Annotated in this window: 24 protein-coding genes; 2 read left to right on the top strand and 22 right to left on the bottom strand. The window is 46.6% G+C overall.

Annotated features, from left to right (window positions below):
- Positions 1-222: 222 nt before the first annotated feature.
- The 14 genes from QN395_RS01420 to fliF form a co-directional block, all read right to left on the bottom strand.
- On the bottom strand, positions 223-1881 hold the full coding sequence (locus tag QN395_RS01420; protein WP_323491850.1) for an NAD(P)H-hydrate dehydratase: 1659 nt from the start codon (positions 1879-1881) through the stop codon (positions 223-225).
- A gap of 40 nt (positions 1882-1921) precedes the next feature.
- Positions 1922-2707 carry a flagellar biosynthetic protein FliR gene (gene fliR / locus QN395_RS01415; protein WP_322118203.1) on the bottom strand — a complete coding sequence of 262 codons (786 nt, stop codon included), beginning with the start codon at positions 2705-2707 and terminating at the stop codon, positions 1922-1924.
- 63 nt (positions 2708-2770) lie between these two features.
- Complete coding sequence (fliQ, locus tag QN395_RS01410; protein WP_322118204.1) at positions 2771-3040, bottom strand: flagellar biosynthesis protein FliQ; 270 nt, start codon at positions 3038-3040, stop codon at positions 2771-2773.
- Positions 3041-3079: 39 nt separating this feature from the next.
- Positions 3080-3826 (bottom strand): flagellar type III secretion system pore protein FliP, encoded by a 747-nt coding sequence (gene fliP, locus QN395_RS01405; protein ID WP_416200147.1) that lies wholly within the window; start codon positions 3824-3826, stop codon positions 3080-3082.
- A gap of 110 nt (positions 3827-3936) precedes the next feature.
- Positions 3937-4458 (bottom strand): flagellar biosynthetic protein FliO, encoded by a 522-nt coding sequence (gene fliO / locus QN395_RS01400; RefSeq protein ID WP_322118205.1) that lies wholly within the window; start codon positions 4456-4458, stop codon positions 3937-3939.
- A complete protein-coding gene (gene fliN, locus QN395_RS01395) occupies positions 4455-4889 on the bottom strand; it encodes a flagellar motor switch protein FliN (protein WP_322118206.1) in 435 nt (144 codons plus the stop codon). Before fliN ends, fliO begins: the two co-directional genes overlap by 4 nt.
- A 12-nt stretch (positions 4890-4901) precedes the next feature.
- Positions 4902-5897 carry a flagellar motor switch protein FliM gene (fliM, locus tag QN395_RS01390; protein ID WP_322118207.1) on the bottom strand — a complete coding sequence of 332 codons (996 nt, stop codon included), beginning with the start codon at positions 5895-5897 and terminating at the stop codon, positions 4902-4904.
- 29 nt (positions 5898-5926) lie between these two features.
- Complete coding sequence (gene fliL / locus QN395_RS01385; RefSeq protein ID WP_322118208.1) at positions 5927-6436, bottom strand: flagellar basal body-associated protein FliL; 510 nt, start codon at positions 6434-6436, stop codon at positions 5927-5929.
- Between the two features lie 350 nt (positions 6437-6786).
- Positions 6787-8877, bottom strand: coding sequence for a flagellar hook-length control protein FliK (locus QN395_RS01380; RefSeq protein ID WP_322118209.1), 2091 nt, complete (start codon positions 8875-8877; stop codon positions 6787-6789).
- 56 nt (positions 8878-8933) lie between these two features.
- Positions 8934-9371 (bottom strand): flagellar export protein FliJ, encoded by a 438-nt coding sequence (gene fliJ / locus QN395_RS01375; RefSeq protein WP_322118210.1) that lies wholly within the window; start codon positions 9369-9371, stop codon positions 8934-8936.
- Between the two features lie 35 nt (positions 9372-9406).
- Positions 9407-10720, bottom strand: coding sequence for a flagellar protein export ATPase FliI (fliI, locus tag QN395_RS01370; protein ID WP_416200148.1), 1314 nt, complete (start codon positions 10718-10720; stop codon positions 9407-9409).
- A gap of 643 nt (positions 10721-11363) precedes the next feature.
- The gene (locus QN395_RS01365; RefSeq protein WP_322118212.1) at positions 11364-12062 is read right to left on the bottom strand and encodes a flagellar assembly protein FliH; all 699 of its coding nucleotides are present in this window, start codon (positions 12060-12062) and stop codon (positions 11364-11366) included.
- Positions 12055-13050 (bottom strand): flagellar motor switch protein FliG, encoded by a 996-nt coding sequence (fliG, locus tag QN395_RS01360; RefSeq protein ID WP_322118213.1) that lies wholly within the window; start codon positions 13048-13050, stop codon positions 12055-12057. Before fliG ends, QN395_RS01365 begins: the two co-directional genes overlap by 8 nt.
- Positions 13043-14761, bottom strand: a complete 1719-nt coding sequence (gene fliF, locus QN395_RS01355) for a flagellar basal-body MS-ring/collar protein FliF (protein WP_416200149.1) — start codon at positions 14759-14761, stop codon at positions 13043-13045. The genes fliG and fliF overlap by 8 nt, the downstream gene beginning before the upstream one ends.
- A 345-nt stretch (positions 14762-15106) precedes the next feature.
- Here fliF and fliE point away from each other — a divergent pair, with 345 nt between their 5' ends.
- A complete protein-coding gene (gene fliE / locus QN395_RS01350) occupies positions 15107-15478 on the top strand; it encodes a flagellar hook-basal body complex protein FliE (protein ID WP_322118214.1) in 372 nt (123 codons plus the stop codon).
- Positions 15479-16078: 600 nt separating this feature from the next.
- Positions 16079-18280 (top strand): catalase/peroxidase HPI, encoded by a 2202-nt coding sequence (gene katG, locus QN395_RS01345; RefSeq protein ID WP_322118215.1) that lies wholly within the window; start codon positions 16079-16081, stop codon positions 18278-18280.
- A gap of 167 nt (positions 18281-18447) precedes the next feature.
- On the opposite strand, the gene QN395_RS01340 is transcribed toward katG, so the two are convergent.
- The 8 genes from QN395_RS01340 to QN395_RS01305 form a co-directional block, all read right to left on the bottom strand.
- Complete coding sequence (locus QN395_RS01340; protein WP_322118216.1) at positions 18448-19209, bottom strand: flagellar brake protein; 762 nt, start codon at positions 19207-19209, stop codon at positions 18448-18450.
- A gap of 40 nt (positions 19210-19249) precedes the next feature.
- Positions 19250-19600, bottom strand: coding sequence for an EscU/YscU/HrcU family type III secretion system export apparatus switch protein (locus QN395_RS01335; RefSeq protein WP_322118217.1), 351 nt, complete (start codon positions 19598-19600; stop codon positions 19250-19252).
- Positions 19587-20750, bottom strand: a complete 1164-nt coding sequence (locus tag QN395_RS01330; protein ID WP_322118218.1) for a flagellar hook-length control protein FliK — start codon at positions 20748-20750, stop codon at positions 19587-19589. Before QN395_RS01330 ends, QN395_RS01335 begins: the two co-directional genes overlap by 14 nt.
- Positions 20751-20758: 8 nt before the next feature.
- Positions 20759-21094 (bottom strand): flagellar protein FliT, encoded by a 336-nt coding sequence (locus tag QN395_RS01325; RefSeq protein WP_323491849.1) that lies wholly within the window; start codon positions 21092-21094, stop codon positions 20759-20761.
- 5 nt (positions 21095-21099) lie between these two features.
- Positions 21100-21579, bottom strand: a complete 480-nt coding sequence (gene fliS, locus QN395_RS01320; RefSeq protein ID WP_322118220.1) for a flagellar export chaperone FliS — start codon at positions 21577-21579, stop codon at positions 21100-21102.
- Positions 21580-21654: 75 nt separating this feature from the next.
- A complete protein-coding gene (gene fliD / locus QN395_RS01315) occupies positions 21655-23661 on the bottom strand; it encodes a flagellar filament capping protein FliD (protein ID WP_322118221.1) in 2007 nt (668 codons plus the stop codon).
- Positions 23662-23768: 107 nt separating this feature from the next.
- Positions 23769-24146 carry a flagellar protein FlaG gene (locus QN395_RS01310; protein ID WP_322118222.1) on the bottom strand — a complete coding sequence of 126 codons (378 nt, stop codon included), beginning with the start codon at positions 24144-24146 and terminating at the stop codon, positions 23769-23771.
- Positions 24147-24233: 87 nt separating this feature from the next.
- Positions 24234-26024, bottom strand: a complete 1791-nt coding sequence (locus QN395_RS01305) for a flagellin (RefSeq protein WP_322118223.1) — start codon at positions 26022-26024, stop codon at positions 24234-24236.
- Positions 26025-26135: the final 111 nt, after the last annotated feature.

The following is a 26135-nucleotide window of genomic DNA, read 5'->3' as shown; positions in this document are numbered from 1 at the left end:
ATGTGACTTTGATGCGGTGACTTTGATGCGGTGACTTTGATACGGTGACTATAATTCATAGTATTTTTGCAATAACACATGGAATTTAATTTTGATAAAATAGGGGAGTATATTTAATTATCTAGAGATAATATGGGCAATACCTATGATTATTGGTTATACTCTAACTGAGTATATTAATTTTTTCAGGTAATTTACCTCATTTCGCCTGATGTCATAAGTTTAGTCATGACGGTTAATGCAGTGCCGTACCATCATAATGAGTTCGCTGGCGGTTAAGCCTACCGGACCTATACCTTGTTCTACTAGCAGATCAGCCGCTTTGCCATGCAGCCAGACCGCTAACCCTGCCGCTGCTTGCGCCGTTAATCCTTGCGCTAGCAATGCTCCGCAGATGCCTGCTAATACGTCGCCGGTTCCGCCTGCGGCTAAAGCGGGATTGCCGCTAGTGTTGATGATGATCTGCTCATCTGGTGTAGCGATGATTGTTCCCGAACCTTTTAAGATGACTGTCGCATTGAACTTATTCATCAGCTTGCGCGCACTTTGTAAGCGGTCTGCCTGTACTGCTTCTGCACTGATGCCAAGCAGCCGTGCGGCTTCTAGCGGATGTGGTGTGAGGATGGTGCGTATGGTCTGATCTATTTTGTTTGAAGTGTTTAGTGCAGTTTTAGCAGGGATGCCTGTTTTGCCCGACCTTGCATGGGCGAGTAATTGCAGCGATCCGTTATTGGCAATTAAATTCAATGCATCCGCATCAATCACGATGGCGCTGGCTTCTTGCAGGCATTGTTCCAGCAATAACCGGGCTTTATCCGATAGACCCAAGCCAGGCCCAATGACGATAGCGCAGTTTTTAAAATGCACATCGTCAGCGTTGCGGCACATTAACTCAGGATTGATCGGGTCATACGTTAGCGGAGGTATCGCCATACTGCCGATAAACACCCGACCCGCGCCACAATGCAACGCTGCACGGGAAGATAATAATGCCGCACCTGCCATTCCATCTGCACCACCAATCACAAACACATCGCCAAAATTCCCTTTATGGCTATCTTGCCTCCTTGGACTGAGTGCGGCCATCAGCGTCGCTGGATGACATAAGCGTGCTTGCGGTGTTGGATATAAAGATGGTTCAATACCCAGATCTGCAACTTTAACGATACCTGCATAATCTTTGCCTGCTGCGGTGTATAAACCTGGTTTGTTGGCGATAAAAGTAATTGTATGGGTTGCCCGCACCGCAATCCCATTTCTACCGATGACTTGACCGGTATCGGCATCTAGGCCACTAGGTACGTCGAGCGCTAGGACGGGAATTCTGGCAATTGCGGCATATTGATTGAGCTGTTGGATCAGCGCATAGGTTTTGCCCTCGATCGGACGTGTTAGCCCAATTCCAAACAAACCATCGATCACCAGTGACCAACGCTTCCCCGATGTTTGAGCTAAATAATCCAAGCCAAAAAAATGTGCCTGGCTTGATTGCGCTTGTACTAGACTCTCTTTTGCTTCCGCAGAATAGTGCTCGATTCCATGGGTGATAATGACCGATACCCTCTCGCCTGATGCGGCTAATAAATACGCTACTTGCAACGCGTCACCGCCGTTGTTGCCCGGACCTGCTAATACTAGTACGTCAATTGAATTCGAGGTCGAGCTTGCTGTTGGTTCAACGCTTGTAGGGATAGCTGGATGATTTGCAATTAAAGTTTTTGCCAGCGCTGCGGCGGCTACACCAGCGGCATGCATCAAGTTGCCTTTCGGTGAGGTCACAAGCGATGCTGATTCGATGGCACGGATTTCCTCCGTTGAATATAAGGCGCTGAAGGATATCGGCAGTGATGCTGAGGAGGAGAGAGTATCGGTCTGCATCATATAGATTTATACTAAAGAGGCGCTCGGTTGGCTTACGGGGCTAGGGATTTATCGGGAGTCCCAAAGACAGTATAGCCTCAATCGTTTTTTGGAACGAATTCTCGAACGGAATCATCCAATACGGTAGCACCATACTCAGCATTAAAAATCCGACGCCGATCGTAATCGGGAAGCCGATACCAAACAAGTTGAGTTGCGGCGCAGCGCGAGTCAAAATCCCCAACGCAATATTAGTGATCAGTAAGGCCGCAACAATGGGCAAAGACAAACGCATACCGATGCTAAAAATTTCGCCGCCCCACAACGCTAAACGTTGAAAACTAAATCCCATCGTCAACGAAGTAGAAATTGGAATCGTCTTAAAACTATCAACCAAGGTAGCAATTAGCGACAGATGTACATTTAAGGTTAAAAAAAGTAAGGTCGCCAGCAGCACCATAAACTGACTGATCGCCGATGAGCGGCCCTGGGTCTGAGGATTGAAGAACGTCGCAAAGCCTAAGCCCATAGTCAGGCCGATCACTTCACCGGCCATCTCAATACCGGCAAAGGTGACGCGCATCATAAAACCCATTGCGGAGCCGATCACAAATTGCTGCGTCAAAATCATGATCCCCGTTAGAGAGATCATGTCTACATTCTTAAGAGGGGGAATGATAGGCGTAACGATCAACGCAATCGTGATGCCAAGTACTAGCTTCACTTGCACAGGGACGCTGTTATTGCCGAAGGGAGGGGCGATCACAATTAGCCCCAAAATTCTAGTTAAAGGCCAGATAAAAGAAGCGATTAATGCGATCAGGTCATTTCCTGAAAAGGAAACCATAGGACTATCTAATTCGTAGTTGTGCTGAACGATCTGCTGAGGGACTGGCTGATGTATTAAAACTTAGCTCGCCAGAGTAGCGATGCTGGTAAACATCTCACGCATGTAATCAGTTAAAACCGACAGCATCCAAGGTCCAGCAATAATCAGGGTGACAAAAATACCGACTAACTTAGGGATGAACGACAAGGTCGTTTCATTGATCTGGGTTGCCGCCTGAAAAATACTGACGATCAAACCAATCCCAAGCGCGACTAATAACAGCGGCGCAGACACCATCAGAGTAACTTCCATTGCGTGGCGGCCGAGTGACATGACGCTATCTGGGCTCATACTTTTCCTCTTGTTTTAAAATATTTTTAATACGGTCTGCTAATAAAAACTCTGCGCCAGCGAACCAATCAATAACTGCCAGCCGTCAACCAATACAAATAGCATGAGCTTAAATGGTAATGACACGATGGCCGGCGACACCATCATCATCCCCATAGACATCAACACGCTGGCAACCACCATATCGATAATCAAAAAAGGAATAAAAATTGCAAAGCTAATCTGGAATGCAGTTTTTAATTCGCTAGTGATAAATGCGGGGATCAAAATCCGCAAAGAAACGTCTTCCGGACCTTGTAATTCTGGCGTATTTGACAGTTTTACATATAAGGCTAAATCACTTTGCCGTGTTTGTTTCATCATGAATTTTTTCAATGGCGCGACACCTTTGTCCATCGCCTCCGACATTGATATTTTATTTTCTGAAAACGGTAGGTAAGCGTCTGCATAAATTTTATCGAACACCGGTCCCATCACAAATAAAGTCAAGAACAGTGCCAAGCCAACCATTACCTGATTTGGAGGCGCTGATTGTGTTCCCAGCGCCTGACGCAACAAGGACAACACGATAATGATTCGGGTAAAGCTGGTCATCATTAACAACACCGCCGGTATAAAAGACAGCGCTGTTAAGAACAGTAATGTTTGAATACTTAAAGAGTAATTCTGTCCGCCACCTGCTGCTGGCGTAGCCGTAATTGCTTGCAGACCGTCGGTAGTTTCAGCCATGGCATGTATTGGGAGCAGGAGTGCAAGACCCAACATCAGCATCAGTGCGTAACCCATGAATACCGTTGTTGGCTTGGACATTGATGTGACAGTGCGATTGAATAAGTGAGTTATTTTCATACCGTATTGATCTTGTAGCTTAGCTGGTAACTTAGCCGATAAAAAAATCATTCTGGCGCCTTATGGTTACTGCTACTACCAATCACACCATTAATACCGTTGTTGCGCTTTTCTATCGTTTTCGCCAACCATGCCGAAAAAGGATTTGCTACCTGAGTACTCGTTTGTTTTGCCAATTGCTCTGCAACTATTTGTTCTTGTTTTGGCATGGTTGATAAGGTGGTGATCTGCTGGGCGGTTACGCCAACGACGATCCATTGGTCTGCCACTTCCACCACCATGATGCGCTCACGATTGCCAACATTGACGCCACCGATAATATTCACCGGTATTTTATTTCCAGTTACTGCCGGGCCGATTCGTTTGAACAGCCATGCGGCAAATAACATTAATGCCAGTACTGCGCCTAAGCCCAATAAAATTTGCAAAAAACCAGTTGTCGGCGAAATCGCTTTGGTTTCCGCCGATGCCCATGCCTGATCGCTGACAAACAGCAGTCCAATAAAAGTGCCGCATAGGGAACCACAAAAATAGCGATGTCGTTGCAAGTGAAAAGTGGAGCGGATCATTTATTGAGTTTGCGTATTCGTTCGGCCGGCGTCACGATATCTGTCAGGCGAATACCGAATTTATCATTCACCACCACCACCTCGCCTTGCGCTATCAGACAGCCATTGACCAGTACATCCATCGGTTCGCCGGCCATACCATCTAGCTCCACTACCGAGCCTTGTGCCAATTGCAAAAGATTTTTAATGGCGATTTTGGTTCGTCCTAATTCCACCGTGAGCTGTACCGGAATATCCAGGATGAAGTCGATATCATTATGGGTTTCGGTATGCGTGCCCTTGCCACTAAATTCTTTAAAAATAGCCGCACCACCGCCAGCAGCAGGCGGTGCACTAGCAGCCGCAGCGGCTGCCGCATCTGCCTTCTCTTGTTCTGCAATCGCCGCGCCCCAATCATCTTCACTGATTGGTGTGTCGTTAGTATCATCCATTTGTACCGTCCATTATTTTTCTCCCTGCGCTACTTCGCTGACGCTGGAGCTAATCAGCTTTTCTACACGCAAAGCATATTGACCATTAAATACACCGTATTTGCATTCCATCACTGGCGTACCATCTACCTTGGCTGACACAATATCCGGTATCGAAATCGGAATCACATCGCCCTCTTTCATATTTAAAATATCGCCCAATGTTACCTTGGCCGTGCCCAGATCGGCTACGATTTCTACTTCGGCAATTTGGATTTGTTGTGTCATCAAACGCACCCAACGCTTATCGACCTCCAGCGTTTCACCTTGCAAGCTACTGGTCAGAATATCTCTGATCGGTTCTATCATGGAGTAGGGCATGCACATATGCATTTCGCCACTGACGGGGCCAAGTTCTATCGTAAATGTAGTCGAGACAACGACCTCATTTGGGGTCGCAATATTGGCGAACTGGGTATTCATTTCGGAACGAATATATTCAAATTCAACTGGGTAAACCGGCTCCCAGGATTTGGCATAAGTTTCAAAAATAATTTCTAAAATACGCTGAATAATCCGTTGCTCAGTTTGAGTAAAATCACGCCCCTCAACCCGGGTATGAAAGCGTCCATCGCCGCCGAATAAATTATCAACTAATAAAAATACCAAGCCCGGATCCAGCACGATCAAAGAAGTACCGCGCAGGGGCTTCATGTGCGTCAGGTTGAGATTGGTCGGTACCACCAGATTACGGATAAATTCACTATATTTGGATACACGCACGGTACCGACAGATACCTCGGCACTACGGCGTAAAAAATTGAACAAACCTATCCGCAACAATCGCGCAAAACGCTCGTTGATGATCTCCAGCGTTGGCATACGTCCGCGGACAATACGCTCTTGGGTCGCAAGGTTATACGGGCGGACACCTGAGGTGTCCTCCTGCGATTGAGAGTCATCCTGATCTCCCGTGACACCCTTAAGTAGGGCATCAACTTCTTCCTGTGAGAGAAAATTATCAGACATAGTTTATTGGCGTACTTTTAAAATACTATTTATTGAATGACAAACGAAGTGAAGTACACATCACTTGCTTTTTGCGGCTCACCTTTTGGGGCGAATGGTAAATTCACTTGTTCGATAATTTCTTCAACCAGTTTTTTCTTGCCATCACCAGTCAGTATCTCGTTGGAGTCTTTGCTGGACAGTAACATTAATAACCTGCTGCGCACCTGTGGCATATTGGTTTTGATCAAATTAACTTGTTCTTCGTCCGGCACTTTGAGCGTCATACTCACTTGCAAATATTTATCTCCAGCATCCGATTGGAGGTTGACCGTGAATGGCTCTAATGCCAAAAATACCGGTGCTTTGGCAGGCTCTGCTTTGTGTTCTTTTTCTTTAGAAGGGGCATTCTTTTTCGCTAAAAATATGGCAGCACCGCCACCGACGCCACCCAATACCAGAACACCTGCTACGATCATAATAATCAGTTTTTTCTTAGACTTTTTGACTGGTGGCGCATCTGCTGCTACTGCTGCAGGCTTCGCTGGTGCTTTCGACATTTTTTTCCTCTCGCTGGATGTGCCATAAAGGCACATTGCATGTATTAGGCCATTATCTGTAATTATTTATCGATCTCATCTGCGAAAAAGAGGGGCTATTTCAGACCATCTCTCTCATTTCAGATGAATTACCACTAAATTAGTTTAAATTTATAGCGTAGCGCATGAGTTTGCACCAACTATCTTTTCAGGACTGACGCAAAATCGCCTCAAATGGCATGCAGCGCTGATGATTACTCAAGTACTGTCTGAATCGCTCAGCTCTTGTGAGAGCAATTTTGTATAAATCCATCTATCGCATTCTACATGCTTAACTTACTTGAATTCTCAGATGAATTCTTCGATGAGTTTTAAGCAAAAGTATCAACTATGCCAACTGGAGTTGATGCGTTAGTTTTGGTGGATGTCAGGCTGGAGATGCCTGATTCATTGGATGATGTCTGTGAGTTATTCGATCTTTGCGAGCCAGGTCGCCCGTCTTGAGGCGTGTTTCCTTGCTGGAATGACTGTGAGTTGACAGAAAAATTAGATAACTGCATTCCCGCATCACTCATCATTTCGCGTAGTCTTGGCAAAGCAGCTTCTAAAGCTGCTCTGACATCTGGCTGAGCCGATGTAAAGGTCGCGCTAGCCTGATCGTTGTTGACGCTTAATACGACGCGTAATGGCCCTAGATCAGGTGGATTCAACGTCAGCTCCGCAGTTTGCTGACCGCCCGCGACCATCCAGACTACTTTTTGTCCCACGGCCTGATCCCATGCCGGGCTGCCGACTCGTGGCGCGAGATGTTCTGCTGCAGCGCCTGCAGCGGAATTAGTACTTACCGCTAATTGTTGAGCGAAGCTCTGAGGCGCTGGTGCTATTGCAACCGCTGTATCTTGCATTTTCTCAAGTCCGGCAGTTTTTATAGCTGAGTTATTTTCGATCGCATTAGTAATCGTATTGGTTATTTGTGACGCCACAGTTTTTTGGGATTTGTCTTCTGTAATGGCATTGCTATTATTGAGCGCGGACTTAGTATTTTTGATATTTTGCTGCGCAGTCCCCTGCGTTATCGAGGCAACACCTGATGCGCTATCTAGTGATTTTTCTGTTCCGGGTAATTTTACGCCGATACTGTTTTGTATCGCGTCAATATTTGTCGGTACATCAGATGTGAGCGTTTTATCGGCGGCGACCGAATTGCCCGTATCAATTTTAACTATATTAATCTTAACTATATCAATTTTGTCCTTGTCAATTTTCGTAAGGTTTGCATTCTGTACTTGATTGTAAATTGGTAAGACGCTTGTGGCGGCTTCGGCTACAAATGATATTTGTGTTTTATCGCCGATAACAGGATTGCCCTCATCACTGACTATTTCATTGGCATTGATACTTTGTTTTTGTACATTACCGTTTGTAATTGGAAATGATGTTTTTGTCGAATCGGATGCAGATAAATTTGTTGATACAGGTACTTTATCTGAGGTAACTAAGTTAATACTTGGCGTTGCCAATATCTTTTCCGATGTTGGCGCTGCGGTTTGGATTACATCAGATACAGATAAATTTATTGATACAGGTGTTTTATCAGCAGCAACACCCGGTGTCGCAAGGGTAGTGTCTGATACCAATAATTTTGTCGGTATCAATGTTTTATCAATAGCAGTGTTGCCAGAGGTCTCTGTTGTTAGACCGCTGTTTGCTGGCGCGCTGCCTCGCATTGCGGCTTGGCCGGGAGTAATTTGCTCCGCTGTCGCATTCGCCGATGCAGGAGGCGTCGATTTTGCCGCATCACCTGCAATTAGCTTACCGTCTGCACCTGCTGTTAGCTCCGCTGTTGATGCAAGTTCGTTTTTACTTATTTTTACTTTAGATAAATCACTGGTTTGAATTTGTTTTTTCGAATTAATATCTTTGTTCATTACATCTGAACTTTTATTCAATGAAACCGACCCCGTCCCAAGCTCGTTACCGTTAATTTTGTTGTCGGTAGTATCGATCTTGGAATTAGCGTCTATCACCAAGTTTTGCGTATTGTCTTTCGCTGTAGCGTCAACTTTTTTCAGATCTGTTGCAAGTTGTCCCACGCTACCGACAAAAGCAAGTAGCTGCACATTATTTGATTGATCTGCTTTGACTGCATTGGTTTGATCTTCTGTTGCGTCTTGATTTTTTTGAAGGGTTTTGCCCGTGTCTTTGAGTGTTTTTGAGTCTACTGGAGTTGCCGCTGTGGTCGTATTAACTAGATTTGCTGTCTGTTGTGGCTGTTGCGACTGATCCTGAGGATTTGCTTTGGGTGTGGTTTGAGTGGTTTGCGCACTCTTACTATTTTGTTGAGAAATTTCTTTATTTAATACTTGGTTAAACGGCGTAACCGCCGATGCACTACTGGCGCTGGCAGATTTGGCGGAGCTTTGCAAATTGTCAGTCGAGGTGGGGATAATTGCCGTTTGCATGATGTCACCAAAAAAATAATACAAAAATAAAGTTGTTCTAACTTAGTCTCTCAGTGCTATGACTTATAAAAGAATGCTCTTGCTGCATGTTCATCTGTTTGCTTTTGATCTTGCTTGGCTTCTTTTTTCTGCACGCTCACTTTGGCGCGCTTGTCTAAAATTCCGTAAGAGAGCCGTTTTTTTTCATGTTCTTGCCATTGGTTGCGCGCTATTTTGATTCTGTTGGACGCGTCCGCAACAATTTTCTTTTGCCCATCGACTGCCGTGTCCAGTTTATTGATGAAGGATTGAAAATTGCTGTACTGGGCAATACTTAAACCTTGTGCTGCACTGTTTTGAAAACGGTTAATGTAATCCTCCCGATACTGCGACAGCAAGGCTAGCTGCTTCTCAGAGTCCTCATGAGCACGTATCGTTTTGCCTAAATATTTGGCAGCCTCTTCGGTATCTCTTTCCGCAATCTCTATGAGTGTGCTAATAGGGGATTTTTGCATTGTCTCTGTTTATTATAGTCAGCTAAAACAAGAGTCTATCCCCCGAACAGAGCAGAAAGTCCCTGCAAGCTCTCGGGTATGGTGGATTTTTCATTGATATCTTGTTGCAAAAAAGCATTAATTTGAGGATACAGGCGAATCGCGTCGTCTAGCAGTGGATCTGATCCGGCCGAATACGCACCGACGCTGATGAGGTCGCGGCTACGCTGGTATCTTGAATACAGCTGTTTAAGACGGCGCGCTAACTTTTGATGTTCTGGCGAGGTAATGCTATGCATGGCGCGGCTAATCGATTGTTCAATATCAATCGCCGGGTAATGTCCGCTCTCTGCCAAACCACGGTCCAGCACAATATGTCCGTCAAGAATCGCTCTGGCTGCGTCGGCAATCGGGTCTTGCTGATCATCGCCTTCGGTCAATACGGTGTAAAAAGCGGTGATAGAGCCGCCGCCATCCACACCATTACCAGCGCGCTCAACTAAAATCGGCAATTTTGCAAATACCGACGGCGGGTAGCCTTTGGTCGCTGGTGGCTCGCCAATCGCCAAGGCGATTTCCCGTTGTGCCATGGCATAGCGGGTAAGTGAATCCATAATCAGCAAAACACTTTTGCCTTGGTCACGGAAATACTCTGCAATGGTCGTCGCGTACGCCGCACCTTGTAAGCGCAGCAAGGGTGGTGCATCTGCCGGTGCGGCAACGACGACGGCGCGCGCGAGGCCTTCTTCCCCTAGAATTTGCTCGATAAATTCTTTAACCTCCCGGCCACGTTCACCAATCAGTCCCACCACGATAACGTCAGCAGTGGTGTAACGCGCCATCATGCCAAGTAATACGCTTTTACCGACGCCAGAGCCCGCGAACAAGCCAAGACGCTGACCGCGCCCGACGCTCAACATACTATTAATCGCGCGCACGCCGACATCCAGTTTTTCAGTAATTGGCGAGCGTAATAATGGGTTGTAAATCCGCGCGCCTAACGGAGCGGATTCGGTCGTCATCAGCGGGCCTAGCGTATCCAGAGGTTTGCCGTTACCGTCTAAAACACGACCTAATAATTGCCAGCCGACAGGCAAATGCCGGGTGCGGTCGCTGGGGCGGCGTCTTGGGTGCTTGGCGTCGCCGTGATACTGATCCTCCTCGGCATACACCAGTGTGCCTGGTGTAACGCCGCTTAGGTCGCTATGTGGCATTAAAAATAGACGATCACCATCAAAGCCGACGACTTCGGCATCAATGATGGCGCCACCTTGTAAGTGAACAGTACAGGCGCTGCCGACCGGGAGCTTGAGGCCAACCGCCTCCATCACCAGACCGGTCACTTTGGTCACGCGACCGGACACCAGCATCGGCTTCACATCGGCAATTTGTTGTTTGCCGTTACTAAGCAGTTTTTGCCATGAGTCTGAAAGTGCTGCTTGCATGATGTTTTTATTGGCTGATGTAAGAGAGTGATGACTAAGCAATGAAACTACGGTTTATTCAAATACAGGGCTTACTCAAAACTGCCCTAGCTGCGTCGTTGGTACTTAAACCCAGATTTTCCATTAGACCGCTATCACTTAGTAGAAACTCAGGCGGCATGCGCTGTTCAGAGAAATAGTACCACCGCGATTTGAGTGCGAGCGCTACAGCGACAAGTGTGCCTTTGGCGAACTGCCTGGCGTTGTTGCTCCTCCTAGTAAGATGCAGCTTGCGTCGTCGTCGCGTCTAGCCAGTCAGTCCGCCAAAGGCACACTTGTCGCTGTTCCAATTGAAAATCTGGGTTAAAGGCGGTCTTCGTCGCCACTCCTTGCCGGAACAATTTTGCGTTAGTCCTAAGACAAATATTGAAGCTTAAAAAAACAATGGTTTTAATATACTCCCCATTATTTTTACTAAAAATGCCGTATTGCCCAGACTTTTTATGGACAACTAAAATATACGGAATGGGAGTATATATATTTACTCCATTAAATCTAAGTCCGAATTGAAGCCTTAATTTAAGTCAACCTATTCAGCCGTCGTTTTTTTCAATACGGCCGTCAAGCGATCCCAGCGTGTGGCTAAAGTCGCATCGACACTATTTTGTCCGGTTTCTAAACGGCAGCCGCCGCGTTCAATATGATAATCGGCAGTGACCCGCCAGCCAGTTTTGCTTAACTCTTCACCGATGCGATTTTTTAAGATGTCGGCGTCTTCTGGGTTGACCATAATTTGCGCCGGTTGCTGCACCGAGGGCAGTTGATCGATGGCTTCTTGCACGATGGGCAAAATCACTTCTGGATCAATCGCTATGCGCACTTTTAACATCGCCTCTGCCAACTCTATCGCCAGACTCAGCAAGTCCTTACCCATCACTGCGCTGGCAGCAGAAATTTGCTCGGCAGTGCTGCTGATTAGTTGCTTCATCTGTTCTACCTGGACATCAATCTCAGCTTTACTGGCGGCGAAGCCAGCGTCTTTGCCTTCTTGTAATCCGACCAGATAAGCCTCCTGGTAACCGGCTGCATAGGCTTCGCGGCTCGTGATTTCTTTGAGCTTGGCCAGCTCTTCACGATTGATTCTGGCGGCCAGGTTGGTAGCTACTTGTTGCTCTGCTACATGGGCCGGACGCTCATCGCCGAAGGATGCCATTTCCCAGCGCTGGAAAGCGGACATCTGCCCCTTGGGGAGGTTTTTTGGCGGTATTTTTTCAGTCACATCAGACATACGAATCTTCGCCTTTTGCGCCTAACATGATCTGGCCTTCGTCCGCCAGACGCCGCACAATCAAGAGAATTTGTTTTTGCTGGGTTTCGACTTCTGACAGACGAACTGGCCCTTTGGACTCTAAATCTTCGCGCATCATTTCTGCCGCACGTTGCGACATATTTTTGAAGATTTTTTCCCGCATGTCAGGGTTGGCACCTTTGAGTGCGATGATCAGAGAATCGGACTGTACTTCGCGCAGCAGCAACTGTATGCCTTTGTCGTCAATCTCCAGAATGTTATCGAAGACAAACATCTCATCCATGATTTTTTCGGCCATATCGCCATCATATTTGCGTAAATTCTCCATCACTGAGGCTTCATTATCGCCACTCATAAAGTTGAGAATTTCTGCTGCTGCACGCACGCCACCAATAGATTTTTTCTTCAGACTCTCATTGCCGGTGAGGAGTTTAGTCAGTACATCATTTAATTCGCGCAGAGCTGCTGGCTGGATACCGTCCAGCGTTGCAATACGCAGTACGACGTCATTACGCAAACGCTCGGTAAAGTTATTTAAAATTTCGCATGCCTGATCACTTTCCAGATGCACCAGGATGGTTGCAATAATTTGTGGATGTTCGTTCTTGATCAGATCGGCGACTGACGGGGAGTCCATCCATTTCAGACTTTCTATCCCGCTGGCATCCTTGCCACCCAGAATACGGTTGAGCAGGGAGGATGCTTTGTCGTCACCCAAGGCCTTGGTCAGTACATTGCGGATGTATTCATCCGAGTCCAGACCGACTGATGAACTGATGTCAGCTGCCGCTTTAAACTGCTCTAGCACTTTGGCAATACTTTCATGTGGAATCGCACCGATGGTCGCCATGGCGGCACCGATTTTTTGTACCTCGCGCGGGCCAAGGTACTTCATGACTTCTGCCGCACCATCTTCACCCAGTGCCAGCATCAGTGTTGCTGCTCTTTGTACGCCGTCGTCACTCATTGCTCACCCATGTTTTAATCACATTTGCTACGATTTTAGGATCACTGCTAGCCAATTGCTTTGCCATGTCCAGATTGATATCGTAACCAGAACTTTGTTTTGCTGCGTTGGCCGTCTCTTCATTTGATTTCGACAGGTTAACGATCGCGGCTTCTTCCTCTTCCTGAGCGGCTAATTCTGCGGCTTCTTCCCGCTCTTTTGCCCGTGCTTCTGCGGCTTTTTGTGCCTTGGTTTTGGTTTCTTTGCCCATAATTTTGTAGAGCATCGGGCGCAGATAACCAAAGAACAGATATAGCAGCACAAGCCCAGTCAAAATATATTTACCGATGTCTTTTGCCATTTGCAACATATCTGGCTGATTCCATAGCGGTGCTTCTACTATAGTTTCTTTTTGTGGTCCGGCAAATGGGCTGTTGACAACATTCAGCGTATCGCCACGATCTTTGTTGAATCCCATGGCTTCTCTGATCAGATCAGTTAGTTGAGTTTTTTCTATATCGCTTAATGGTTTGGTCGTGACTTTGCCATTTTTGTCTGTCTCGCTCTTGTAGTTAATTACGACCGCTACTGAGATGCGCTTAACGCCACCCATAGGCTGTTGAGTGTAGCGCAAGGTTTTATCGACCTCGTAATTTACGGTCGAGTCTTTTTGCACCAGACCGCTAGCCGCCGCATTGCTAGCCGCTGCCGCTGCGCTGGCAGTAATCGGGGCGATGGCTGGCACTGGTGGCTGATTTGTCAATGCACCTGGAATGCCCGACGCATTCGCTGTCTTGTTATAGCTTTCATTCGACTGCACGCTGCGGATGGTAGAAGCCTCTGGCGGTGAATTAGGGCGATAAGTTTCGGCTGCTTGTTCGGTGCGCGAGAAGTCGATATCGGCAGTTGCTTCTGCTCTGACATTGTTGGGGCCAACGATAGGCGTGACAATAGACTCTATCCGCTTGATGATATTTTGCTGAAAATCTTGCACGTATTTGAGTTGTGCCGGATCAAGACCGTTATTGGCCATTTGCTTGTTAGGGTCAGAGAGCAAATTACCGTTTTGATCGACGATGGTGACATTGGCCGCGACCAGTTCAGGTACGCTGCTGGCAACCAGATGCAGTACCGCGCTGACTTGCTGCTGATCGAGAGTGCGCCCAGGGTATAAATTTAGTAAGACAGAGGCGGTTGGTTTCTGTTGTTCTCTGATAAAAACCGAGGATTTTGGCATCGCCAGATGCACGCGCGCCGCTTGCACTGCGGAAATGGCTTGAATCGAGCGTGCTAATTCGCCTTCTAGTGCCCGTTGAAAATTAACTTGTTCTAAAAATTGAGAAATACCTAATTTTTGGTTTTCCATTAATTCAAAGCCGACATTGCCGCCTTTTGGCAAACCTTGCGCCGCCAATTTTAGACGTGCATCATGGACTTGGTTGGCCGGGACCAGAATCGCGCCGCCGCCATCGGAATATTTATACGGCACGTTCATCTGTTGTAGTGAGGCGACAATTGCGCCGCCATCTCTGTCAGTGAAGTTAGAAAACAAGACTTTGTAATCGGGAGTTTGGCTCCATAGCCAGACGCCAACCATGATCGCTAAGGTAATCGCGACACCTACAGATAACAAAACGGTCCTCATCCCAGGTGTCTGTGGGATACCCAAAATAGTAGGGAATGCCGGTGATACAGTTGCGGGCGCAGGGGAGATGCCACCGCCGCCCAGCATAGTTTCATTCGCGGTTGCCATGGCGTGCCTTGTAGTGAGCTTGTTTCAAAAAAATCTGCTGCATATCAAATCCGTTTAAATTTGTTTTAACCATAGATGAATATTTTGATGCATATATGGTTTTTTCCTTGATAGCGATTGTGCTGTTCTTTTTGAAAATCAATCTTAAGAAGAAGCTGTCTTTACACCTTCTTATCAAAGTTATGTGATTTGTAAGCGGTGTTAAGGTAACGCGGTGGATGATGTGGCCAGCCTACGCTGTTTTTACATCTTCTCAGGTTAGTACAGAATGAAGGACAGGATCAAATACGGATCTATTGTGGATGGATTGTTTGGGAGTCAGTGATGAAAATAGGTGGAATCGATAATAGCCAAATTACGGCAATGGTGGCGCAATTAAAAGCCGCCGCAGCACGGATGGAATCGTCTGCGCCGGTTGCTGGCACAGGTGCGAGCGTAGGTTTGAGCGCAGGTGCAAGCACTGCTCCGGCAAAACTGGATTTTGCAGATGCTCTTAAAGGTGCTCTTGATCAAGTCAATGCTACTGGCGCCAAGGCGGAAGAAGTCGGTAAGCAATTTACGATGGGTAGCGACAACGTCGGTTTATCTGACGTCATGATTTCCATGCAAAAAGCCAATATCTCTTTTCAGGCGGCGGTGCAGGTCAGAAACAGGCTGGTTTCAGCCTATCATGACATTATGAATATGCAAATATAAGCTGGTGGATTTTGCTACATGCGAACTGTCGGTGATGTATGCTAAACATAAAAATAAGGGGAGTATGTCGATAAATTGCCTCGTTGATGAGGTTTTAATTGGACAATTAAATATACTGTATTGAGTATATTGCATTTAAATCGGACAATTTTAGCTTAAAAGTTGTCTGAGGAATCTTAGTTCTTAACATTCGCAATCCCAAAAATACATCCCTCAAATCCCCGTTTATGCGGGGATTTTTTTCGTTTGTCATCGTTGTTTGGCGGTAGAAGTAGCATCAATAAACGCCTGAGTTGAATTTGGCATACTATAAATCGCTGTCAACAGTATTAGCTTTCTTATTCCTAGCTCAATCAGCACAGCAGCTAATTAAGGTTGTAAGGGGTGTTGGTAAGATGGTTCTGGTTTCTTTGGATGACATAGTGCGATGAGTTTGAAGAGACGTGTCGAAAATTTGTCTTAATTGGTCTTAGTATGTCGTTAATCCAGTTTTCATAGTTAAAACTAATCGATTACATAATTTAAATTGAGTTGACCTATCAATATTCGATCTCTAGAATCAATTTGGTAGTAGATATTTAATCAATCAAGGAGATAACCATGTCAAATGAAGCAAAATGCCCGTTTTCGGGTGGCGCTGGCAAACACACCGTGGCTAAAGGCGCACCATCGAACTCAGACTGGTGGCCCAATCAATTAAAACTCAATATTTTGCATCAGCATTCTTCCAAGTCCAATCCTATGGATGAAGAGTTTAATTATGCTGAGGCGTTTAAAACGCTTGATCTGCACGCGGTCGTCAAGGACTTAACCGCGCTGATGACGGATTCACAAGACTGGTGGCCAGCGGATTATGGTCACTACGGTCCTTTCTTTATTCGTATGGCATGGCATGCTGCCGGTACTTATCGCGTGACTGATGGTCGCGGGGGTGCAGGCTCTGGTTCACAGCGATTCGCTCCATTGAACAGCTGGCCTGATAATGGCAATCTCGATAAGGCACGTCGCCTACTCTGGCCTATCAAACAAAAATACGGTCGCAACCTGTCTTGGGCTGATTTATTCGTCCTGACCGGTAACGTCGCATTGGAGTCCATGGGCTTTAAAACTTTTGGCTTTGCCGGCGGACGCCCTGACATTTGGGAGCCAGAAGAAGACATCTACTGGGGATCAGAAGGCAAGTGGTTGGATGATCAGCGTTACACCGGTGACCGTGAGTTAGAAAACCCACTCGCTGCGGTACAGATGGGTTTGATTTACGTCAATCCTGAAGGCCCGAACGGCAATCCAGATCCTCTCGGTTCGGCACGAGATATCCGCGATACCTTTGCCCGCATGGCGATGAACGATGAAGAAACTGTCGCACTTACCGCTGGCGGTCATACCTTTGGTAAGACCCATGGCGCTGCTGATCCGGGCGAGTATGTTGGCGCTGAACCAGAGGGCGCAGGTATCGAGGAGCAAGGTCTGGGCTGGAAGAATAGCTTCGGTAGCGGCAAAGGCGTACACACAATTACCAGCGGTCTTGAGGGCGCATGGACACCTAATCCGATTAAGTGGGACAACGGCTACTTTGAGACCCTGTTCGGCTACGAATGGGAATTGACTAAGAGCCCGGCTGGTGCGCAGCAGTGGAAACCGAAGGGCGACACAGGCGCTGGCACCGTGCCAGACGCGCACGATCCAAGTATTCGTCACGCGCCAATGATGTCCACTGCGGACATGGCGATGCGTATGGATCCGGCTTACGAAAAAATCTCGCGCCGCTTTATGCAAAATCCGCACGAGTTTGCAGATGCTTTTGCCCGTGCATGGTTCAAGCTGACACATCGTGATATGGGGCCAATTACTCGCTACCTTGGCCTATTAGTACCGAAAGAAGAGTTGATCTGGCAAGATCCTATTCCCGCTGTCGATCACAAATTAGTCGAACAGCAGGACATCGTCGCACTAAAAGCGAAGCTGCTCAGTTCTGGTCTGTCGATTTCTCAACTGGTGAATACCGCTTGGGCATCTGCCTCAACATTCCGTGGTAGTGACAAACGCGGCGGTGCTAACGGAGCACGTATTCGTCTGGCACCACAAAAAGATTGGGAAGTAAATCAGCCAGCTGAACTGGCGACAGTACTTGCTAAATTAGAAGCGATTCAGAATGAGTTCAATGCATCACAATCTGGTGGCAAGAAGATTTCACTCGCTGATCTGATTGTCCTAGGTGGCTCTGCTGCGGTTGAGGCTGCGGCTAAAAAGGCTGGTAACGATGTGACAATTCCTTTTACGCCTGGTCGTATGGATGCTACTCAGGATCAAACCGATGTGGAATCTTTCGCTGTATTGGAACCTGCGGCAGATGGTTTCCGTAACTACATCCGTAAAGGTCTGGAGGGGTTAGCGGCAGAGCTATTGATCGATAAAGCACAGTTGATGAGACTGACTGCGCCAGAATTGACCGTGTTGATCGGTGGTTTACGGGTTCTGGATGCTAATATCGGACATGCCAAACACGGTGTATTTACCAAGCGTCCTGAGACTTTAACGAATGACTTCTTTGTGAACTTGCTCGACATGGGCACGAAATGGCAGAAGTCCGCCGCATCGGCCGGCGTGTTAGAAGGGCATGATAGAGCAACGGGAGAGATCAAATGGACAAGTACGGTTGTTGATCTTGTATTCGGCTCCAACTCCCAGCTACGCTCTTTAGCAGAAGTCTATGCCTCTAGTGATTCGCAGCAAAAGTTTGTCAATGACTTCGCTGCGGCTTGGACCAAAGTGATGAATCTTGATCGCTTTGACTTGGTATAAATCATAACGTGAGACACCTCGGTGTCTGCAAAGTGCGGCCTCGATCTGATATTGGCTTGTTTGATTTTAGTTCGAGTCTGCATACATGACTTAACCGCATCCCAATAAAAATCCCCGCTTTTGACGGGGATTTTTATTGGGATGCGGTTAAGTTATTTACAAAAACATTATCGCGTGCCGTTTATTTTAGAATTACGTTCTCTTTCCAACTTCATGATGTAGCGTTGAATACTTGCTAATACCGTATTAGACATATTTAAAAATTGGCAACCAAGTCGACGATTGGTCTTGCCATTGAGCAGGATTAAGTCCTGGGCGTTCCTGATTTGCAAAGTAGTGTCGATTAAGCCGATATCAGGGAAATCAACTTTGCAATGCTTATAGATCGTACCGATTTCGCTATCTAATAATTTTCTGTCATCCAGTATTGCAATACCACCACAACTGATATCGACCAGAGAAAACTTCGCAGTTTCAGTGCCAAGATCTGTATCTATGGAGATCGCACAGCGAATAGGGTTGGACAGTGGTGTGTTGATACGATAATACTCACGGCGTTGAAGGCGGATTACACTCACGGGTATCGCGAATTGCAGTGCAGGACGATTTTCAAACGTCTCTCGCTGGACACCAGTAGATGAAAACTGAATGCTGATTCTATCTAACAGGCCTTCAAACGACACTCGCGGCGCTTCTACAATACGTTGATTGGCTAGTTGGCTTGGTGCGCTATCAATAATTAATGTGTTGTTACTATCATCTACATCAAGGATGGAGGTGATAAAAACTTCTGTACCCCCGTTAATCATCATACTAATCAACTGATTGCCCTCTTTTAAACCACGCAACAATGCAATGATCTCGCGACGTGAGTCAACTTGGTAGGGGCTCTGATTTTCGGTGCCTAGTACTGGAGGTGAGGATTGCATGTTCTTAGTATAATTTTAGAGAGTAGGTGAATTGCTTACTTTACCCTTTTGGTGGGGGTAAAGCAGACGCCGAATTTCCAGATTCTATATGGTAAAGCCAAGCGAGCAGTTCTGCAACAGCGCGATACAGTGCTGGCGGTATATCTTGATCTAACTCTACTTTCATTAACAAAGAAACCAGCTCTTTGGATTGATGCACGTACACCCCATGCTCTTTTGCACGTGCAATAATTTGCTCCGCGATTACTCCCTTACCTTTAGCCACAATTTTTGGTGCAGAGCTGCCTGTCTCGTAAGCGATCGCAACCGCATTTTGTGTCGTTGGTTTGATCGTTGATGTCGATGCTGGCGATGACACTTCCGATTTTGGCGCTGACTTAGGCGTTGTCATCGTGTTTAATAGAGAAAGAGTCAAGCTGAGAGCCAGCTAGTTCAATAGAATCGGCCAGCGCACTGACATGGCTTTGTAATAACGTGGCGCTTTCTGGATTACTGGCACGTAAATAAAACTGTAAATGATTTCCTTGCAAGCTTATTTTTGCAGAGATTGCTCCCAGTGTGGGCAGTTCAAAACGCACAGCACTTTGCCAGGACGGGACAGCCTCTGCTTGTGCTGATGTTTGCTGACTGTCATCCTTTACGATTTCCCACTCCATTGGCATGCCAGGTAATAAATTACCTTGCCACGTTATTTTTTGTTGTTCTAAGGTGTCCAGTTGTAAATGAATAATTTGTGCCAAGCTGGAATTGTCAGCCATTTTGTTCATCAAGGTGTTGACATCAGTTGTCTGACTTGTTTGCTGCGTCGCTTGTTGTGCCTGAGGTTCCCGCATCAGGTCACTGAGAGACATTTTGCCTTGCGCCCAATCAGCAACATGAGATTCATAAAATAAGCCGCTGGATGATATTGCTTGCTGCAAGTTGGCGGCTAATTTTTCAGGTGATGCGAAGGTACTGGGGTCCTGTGCTAATGCAGTTTTACCGACCAATGTGAGTGGCGCACCTTGTTGCAGGTTTTGTTGTTGCGCTGCTTGCAAAATACTATTAATCAGTTTTCCAGCGGTGCTTAAATTAGTGGGTGTACTGGTATATTGCTCAAGCAGTCCTAACGCGGCCCTGGCGGTATCTTCTGCTGCGACAGGTAATTTAGATGAGGTGGAAATCGAGTTTTGTTGCCCTACATCTTGCAACATTTTCCCGATTAAATCTTGCCTTGAGAATGAGGCAGTAGTCGTAATCGCATTGTCTCCACTACCAAGCAGGAAGGTTGGCCTCGGGTTTAGTGCGAGCAGAGTCAGAGCCAATTTGTCACCGGGCTTGGTATCGTCCGGCAGCGCCATTCTCGCTGTCACACCGGCGATTTTGACAAAAAAAGTCCCGTCATTTAAACGGGACAGCGCTTCGCCTTGCACTTGCTTACCAATGACTAATTGATCTAGCTTAGAAACAACATCTTGCTTAATCCCTCCAACAGAGGCCGCCGCAGATAACGCCTCTGTATTGGATGCGGGTCTTGGCAGGTTATCAATCCCCGGCAACATGATAGCCGTTAGCCTGTTCGGCTAGCGCCGTAGGCTTTTGAGAGCTTACGACTGGATTCAGAACTTTTCATTAAATTAGCTAATTGCGCCATCCAAGGTTCAGTTAAATCTCTGATTTCTTTATCGTCAGCCAGGATTTTTTTAATGATCTGAATTTTTTTATTGCGTAAATCTGGTGGAAGTTCTGCACTTACTTCATTTGCTCTCAAAGTTTGTACTTGCGAGGAGCAATCATTCTCCAATTTAGCCAATAAATCCCAATCACCTATTCGGGCAGCGTTAAGCATTTGGTCCGTTATATGGGCAACATTTTCGTAAATCGACATCATTTTCATGCTATCCATTTGCATCAAGCCTCAAGAAATTTGGATGAGCGAGGAGCAAGTGCATCTACCTGCTGTGGCAGCCTGACTGTTTCTGATTCGGCAGTTGCCGCTAATGGAGCGATTGCTTCCCAGGTAGTTTTTAAATCGCGAAGTAAATCGCGTACTTCAATTAATATTTCTGCTTTATTTTTTAAATTAGCAACTAATAACTGATTGCCCATATAGGCATAAAGTGAGTCGAGACTGAGAGCAATTTCACCACCGACTTTTTTATCCAGACTTGCGCGCAGACCATTTTCGATAATCGAAATTGCTTTGGAAATGGATTGACCTTTAGCGGCAATATTACCCGCTTCAAGATTTTGCAATGCATTAGAAATGGCCGTGATCGCACCGTCAAACAGCATGACAATCAGTGTATGTGGACTGGCTGCAATGACACCAGTTTCCATTCCAACTTTTGCGTAGGCATTAGCACCGCGAGTCTGTGATGAGCCAAACATAATGGTAGATTCCTCTTTTGAGCTTCGATTTATACGTTGAATTGTTTTTGTTAATCAAAAAAATTCGCGTAGTAATTATTTTGAGCTGCCTGTTAGTGCCGATAACTGCTGGGTTAAAAATGTACTGGTGCTATTTAAACTGCTAATGATCGAATCCAAGGCTGTAAATTGGGCGCGGTAACGCGCTTCGATATCGATCAGGCGACTGTTCAGATCGTCTGTTTGTTTGCTGAGATCTTTCAGACTTCGATTGACGCCATCAGTGGAGCTTGCGATCGTTCCTGAGCTTCCCAAAAATCCATTCAGCAGACTGGTCAATTTGCTGGCATATCCAATCGAATAATTGACGGTGCCTCTATCGCCAACCGAACCACCTGCTACCAGTATTTTTAGCCCCTCAGTATTCGTCCCGACCACACCAGTCAAGGTTTGCCCTGATCCGCTGACTTGCGAGCCATTAAGAGTGCCAGCAACGTCTAACCCTGCCGTACCAGTTAATTGTGTTCCAGTGAGACTAGCGGCTCCGGTACCGGTACCGTCCGCTATTGCCACATTAGACGCTGAACCATAATTAGTCGATTGCAATATTAATTGCCCGCTATTATTGATACTCGCTTTGACAGTTGATCCGATGGCCGAAAATGCTGATGTAGTATTGATGGCTGTTTGCACAGCGGTAGCTAATTGCGCAGGCGTATAACTACCTGCAGGTATGGCAACACTGGCATTCAGATTATTTAACGTTACGCTCAGAGTTGTACTTGGATCAATCGTCGTTGTGGCTGGCAAAGCAAGATCGCCCGTCAAGCTGCCTTGAGTAGCAAGTTGAGTGACGTTCAGCGCATAAGTCCCTGCTTTTGTCGCAGAGGTAGAACCTGCAACACTAGTCAAACTATCGCTGGTCTTACCGATAGAAGCGAACAAACCTCCTACATCGCTAAAATTATTCGTCAATGCAGTGCTTAACTTTGTAGAGTCAAGTGATAAAGAACCATCTTTTTGGAACGACACGCCGATTTGGGATAATGTAGTTAAGCCACCACCCAAGCCGTTGACTGAGGCAGACAGGGAGTTACGGATTTGATTTTGAACACTTTGAGTTGTCGAGTCGCCCAATAGCAGGCCACCTTTTTGTGTGCTGCTATTGTAGGCGGTAAGACTGGTAATTGTTGCATTGAGAGCGTTATATGCTTGTACGAAACTATTGACGCCATTTTGTACCGAACCTGAGTTAGTCGTTACCGAAACTGTTGTTGATCCTACTTTGGTTAAGTTGAGAGTAACACCCGGTAGTGAACTAGTGACTGTATTTGCCGCGCTGGTGATATTTATCCCATTGACTTTCAGGTTGGCATTTTGAGCATTACTGATTTCAGTAAAATTTTGCGTTCCCGACGGGTCATAATTAAGTAGATTGGCTATCGTAGCATCACCGGTTGAACTAATTTTTAAGCTGGAAGCTACACCGGTTTTGCTTGAGTTGAGTACCAAGTGGTAAGGCGTCGCGCTACCATCACCAACAATCGATGCCGTGACACCTACGCCAGCCGTATTGATCGCATCGCGGATGCCTTGCAGCGAATTGTTCGTGCTATCAATAGTAATGGTACCCGTTGTTTGAGTTGTATCTTGTGCAAACGTCGCACCACTGTAGGTGCCGTTGGTAGCAGTGCCAGTGATCGTACCAAGCTGGAACGACACCGTGGTTGATGCGCCTGTTCCAATTGCGTCTGAAGAACTAGCCTGACCCACGCTGGAAATACTTTGACTTTGTGCCAGCTGACTTATCGCGATATTATATGTCCCAGCTGTAGCTGATGCAGCAGCGGTCGCAGATATAATCGTAGAGTCGCTTGATGTGGCAGTCAAAGACTGAAATACAGATGGCTTGCTTAAATTTGACACTGCACTTTGGAATGAGCTTAGCGCACTGTTCAGAGTGCCATAGGCAGAAACTTTGGCTTGGTAACTCGCTTGTTTAGTTGCCAAGCTGGTTAACGGCTGACTTTCCACTTGCATCAGCTTACTTACAAGTGAATTAACATCAAGGCCTGAGCCTATACCCGTGGATTGAATGGACACCTGATTCCCCTTTACAAGAAACTACTATATCTAGTTATCGGCAAAAGCAAACCAGACTTTAGAAGGGGATTTACCTGCCTATTTCAAAACTGAACGTTTTTAGCATTTCAGGCGCTTTGTTTGATCAATAGTCCCTGAAGTTTATCCAGAGACTTAGAAATTTCCAGCACTTCCTCATTTGGTATCTGGCGCAGAACTTGTTTGGTCTGCTGATCAATGAGTTTGACCACAACATGCTTAGAGTCTGGATCAATACTAAATTCTAAGCCTTGTGAACTAGATTGAAGTGATTTATTAATATCTTTCACCGCAGCCTCAACCTGTTCTCTGGTTGCTTGCGTTTTGCCCGCAGGAGTAACTGCTAGTGATGTATCTAGCGGCGTTGCTGCCTTGGCATTAGATGTCGGGGCGATGTTGCCAGATGGGGGACGATCTGAGACAGTTTGCCCTGATGGTAGTTGATTACCAGTCGAAAGAGCATCCATGATTGTTTCCTTTAAGTAAAATTCCCCTGGTCAAAAAATGACCAGGGGATTGCACTTTTCAATGAAGAGTTAAACCCCTGCCATTGATTAACGCAACAGAGCCAACACACCCTGTGGCAAGGCATTTGCCTGTGCCAAGATCGCTGTACCTGCTTGTTGCAATACTTGACCACGTGTCAAGTTAGCAGTTTCAGCAGCGAAGTCAGTATCCTGAATACGGCTACGGGAAGTAGTCAAATTCTCTGCCGTTGTTTGCAAGCTGCTGACAGCAGAGGCAAAACGGTTTTGATACGCACCCAAGGACGCACGTGAGCTATTGACCGATGCCAGAGCAGCATCAATGGTTGCCAAAGCAGACGTTGCACCCGATGCTGTGGTCAAATCCAGTGAAGAGAGGCCTGCGCCTGCCGTTGCTGTTGCCGCTGTGTTACCAGCAGTTAAGCCAGACGCTGTGGCACCAGCTCCAGCTACTGTCGTCGTACCTACTGCAAGACCAGTATTTGCAAGGGTTGCATTACCTTTTGTCGTAACAGTAAATCCAGCGCTTTGGGCTCCGGCAAGAGTTAAAACACCTCCTGTATTAGTGGCGGTAACACCAGTTTGTGATGTCTTGGCATTAATTGCAGCAGCTATTAATACACCTTGCGCTGTAGCAGTTGCAGCAGTGCCAACGGTGCCAATATCGACACCGTTGATATTGATGTCGCCTGCGCTAAGTGAGAAGTTAGTTCCGGTGATGGTTGTGCCACTTGTTGTACCTGTTCCACCATTTGCTAATGTAATACCAGCAGAGCTTGTCGATGACAACGATACTGTACCAACGGTTGTTTTAATACCAGCTGTTGCAGCAGCAATGCCTGTTGTTAAACCGGTGTTAGTATCGTTGGCGCCAGCGTTGGCAGATTTTGTGATGGTAATATTTCTAGCATCTGATGCGGTTAGTGATACGGCGCCTGTCGTGCTGTCAAAGGTTGCTGTTACACCAGTCTGGCTAGTTTTTGAATTGACTGCAGCGGTTACTTGAGCACCGCGTTCTGCGACAGAGCCTGCCGCCGCGAGTGCGCCAATATCGACACCATTGATTTTGATATCACCAGCGGCGATTGCGGCAGTAGCACTAGTTGCAGTGCCTGTCACAGTCGTTGCATTCGCACTGGCAGTAACACCAGTTTGACCGCTTACCGCATTAATTGCAGCGGCCTTTGCAATGGCGCTACCACTGGAGTTTGCACTGGATACGCCATCAGAGCTAGTTGCGCCAACGTTAAAGCCGTTAATGGCCAGATCGCCGGAGTTAAGGCCCCCAATCGCGTTAGTGCTGCCAGCAAGTGTTGTAGAGTAACTAGAGTTAGAACCTACGCCTAAAGAGGAAGAATTAGCGCTGGCGATGGATGCGATGTTGATCTGATCGTTTGATGTACCGTTTGCACCAACTTGGAAGCCTTGTGATGTAAAGCTACCATCAAGTAAGTGCACGCCGTTGAAGTTAGAAGAGCCAGCAACACGGTTGATTTCAGAAATCAGCTGGTTGGATTCATTATTAATGGCAGCACGGTCAGATGCGCTGTTAGAACCGTTGGCTGCCTGAACAGCAAGGTCACGAATACGTTGTAAGTTATTGCCGATTTGCGTTAAGTCGCCCTCAGCCGTTTGCGCTAAAGAGATACCATCATTCGCATTACGAACCGCTTGGTTCAAACCACCGATTTGCGATGTCAGACGTTGAGAAATTGCCAAGCCCGCAGCATCGTCTTTTGCACTGTTAATACGTAAGCCTGATGACAAACGTTGCAAGGAAGTCGCGAGGGAGTTTTGGGACGTTGTCAAATTGCGTTGCGCATTGAGCGATGCAATATTGGTATTAATATATGAAGCCATGGTGATACTCCTTACCTAAGTTATTTGAACTGGCGAGTGGCCTTAAACTTTGGTCTGTCTTGTTAAGACTACAGGACCGCCGTTGTTATCAGGTATCGGACGGATGCTTAA

It is taken from the genome of Undibacterium sp. RTI2.2, from assembly GCF_035018705.1.
Classification (GTDB): Bacteria; Pseudomonadota; Gammaproteobacteria; order Burkholderiales; family Burkholderiaceae_D; genus Undibacterium.
Note: the sequence above shows the minus strand (reverse complement) of the source record. Positions and strands in the feature narration are given on the sequence as shown.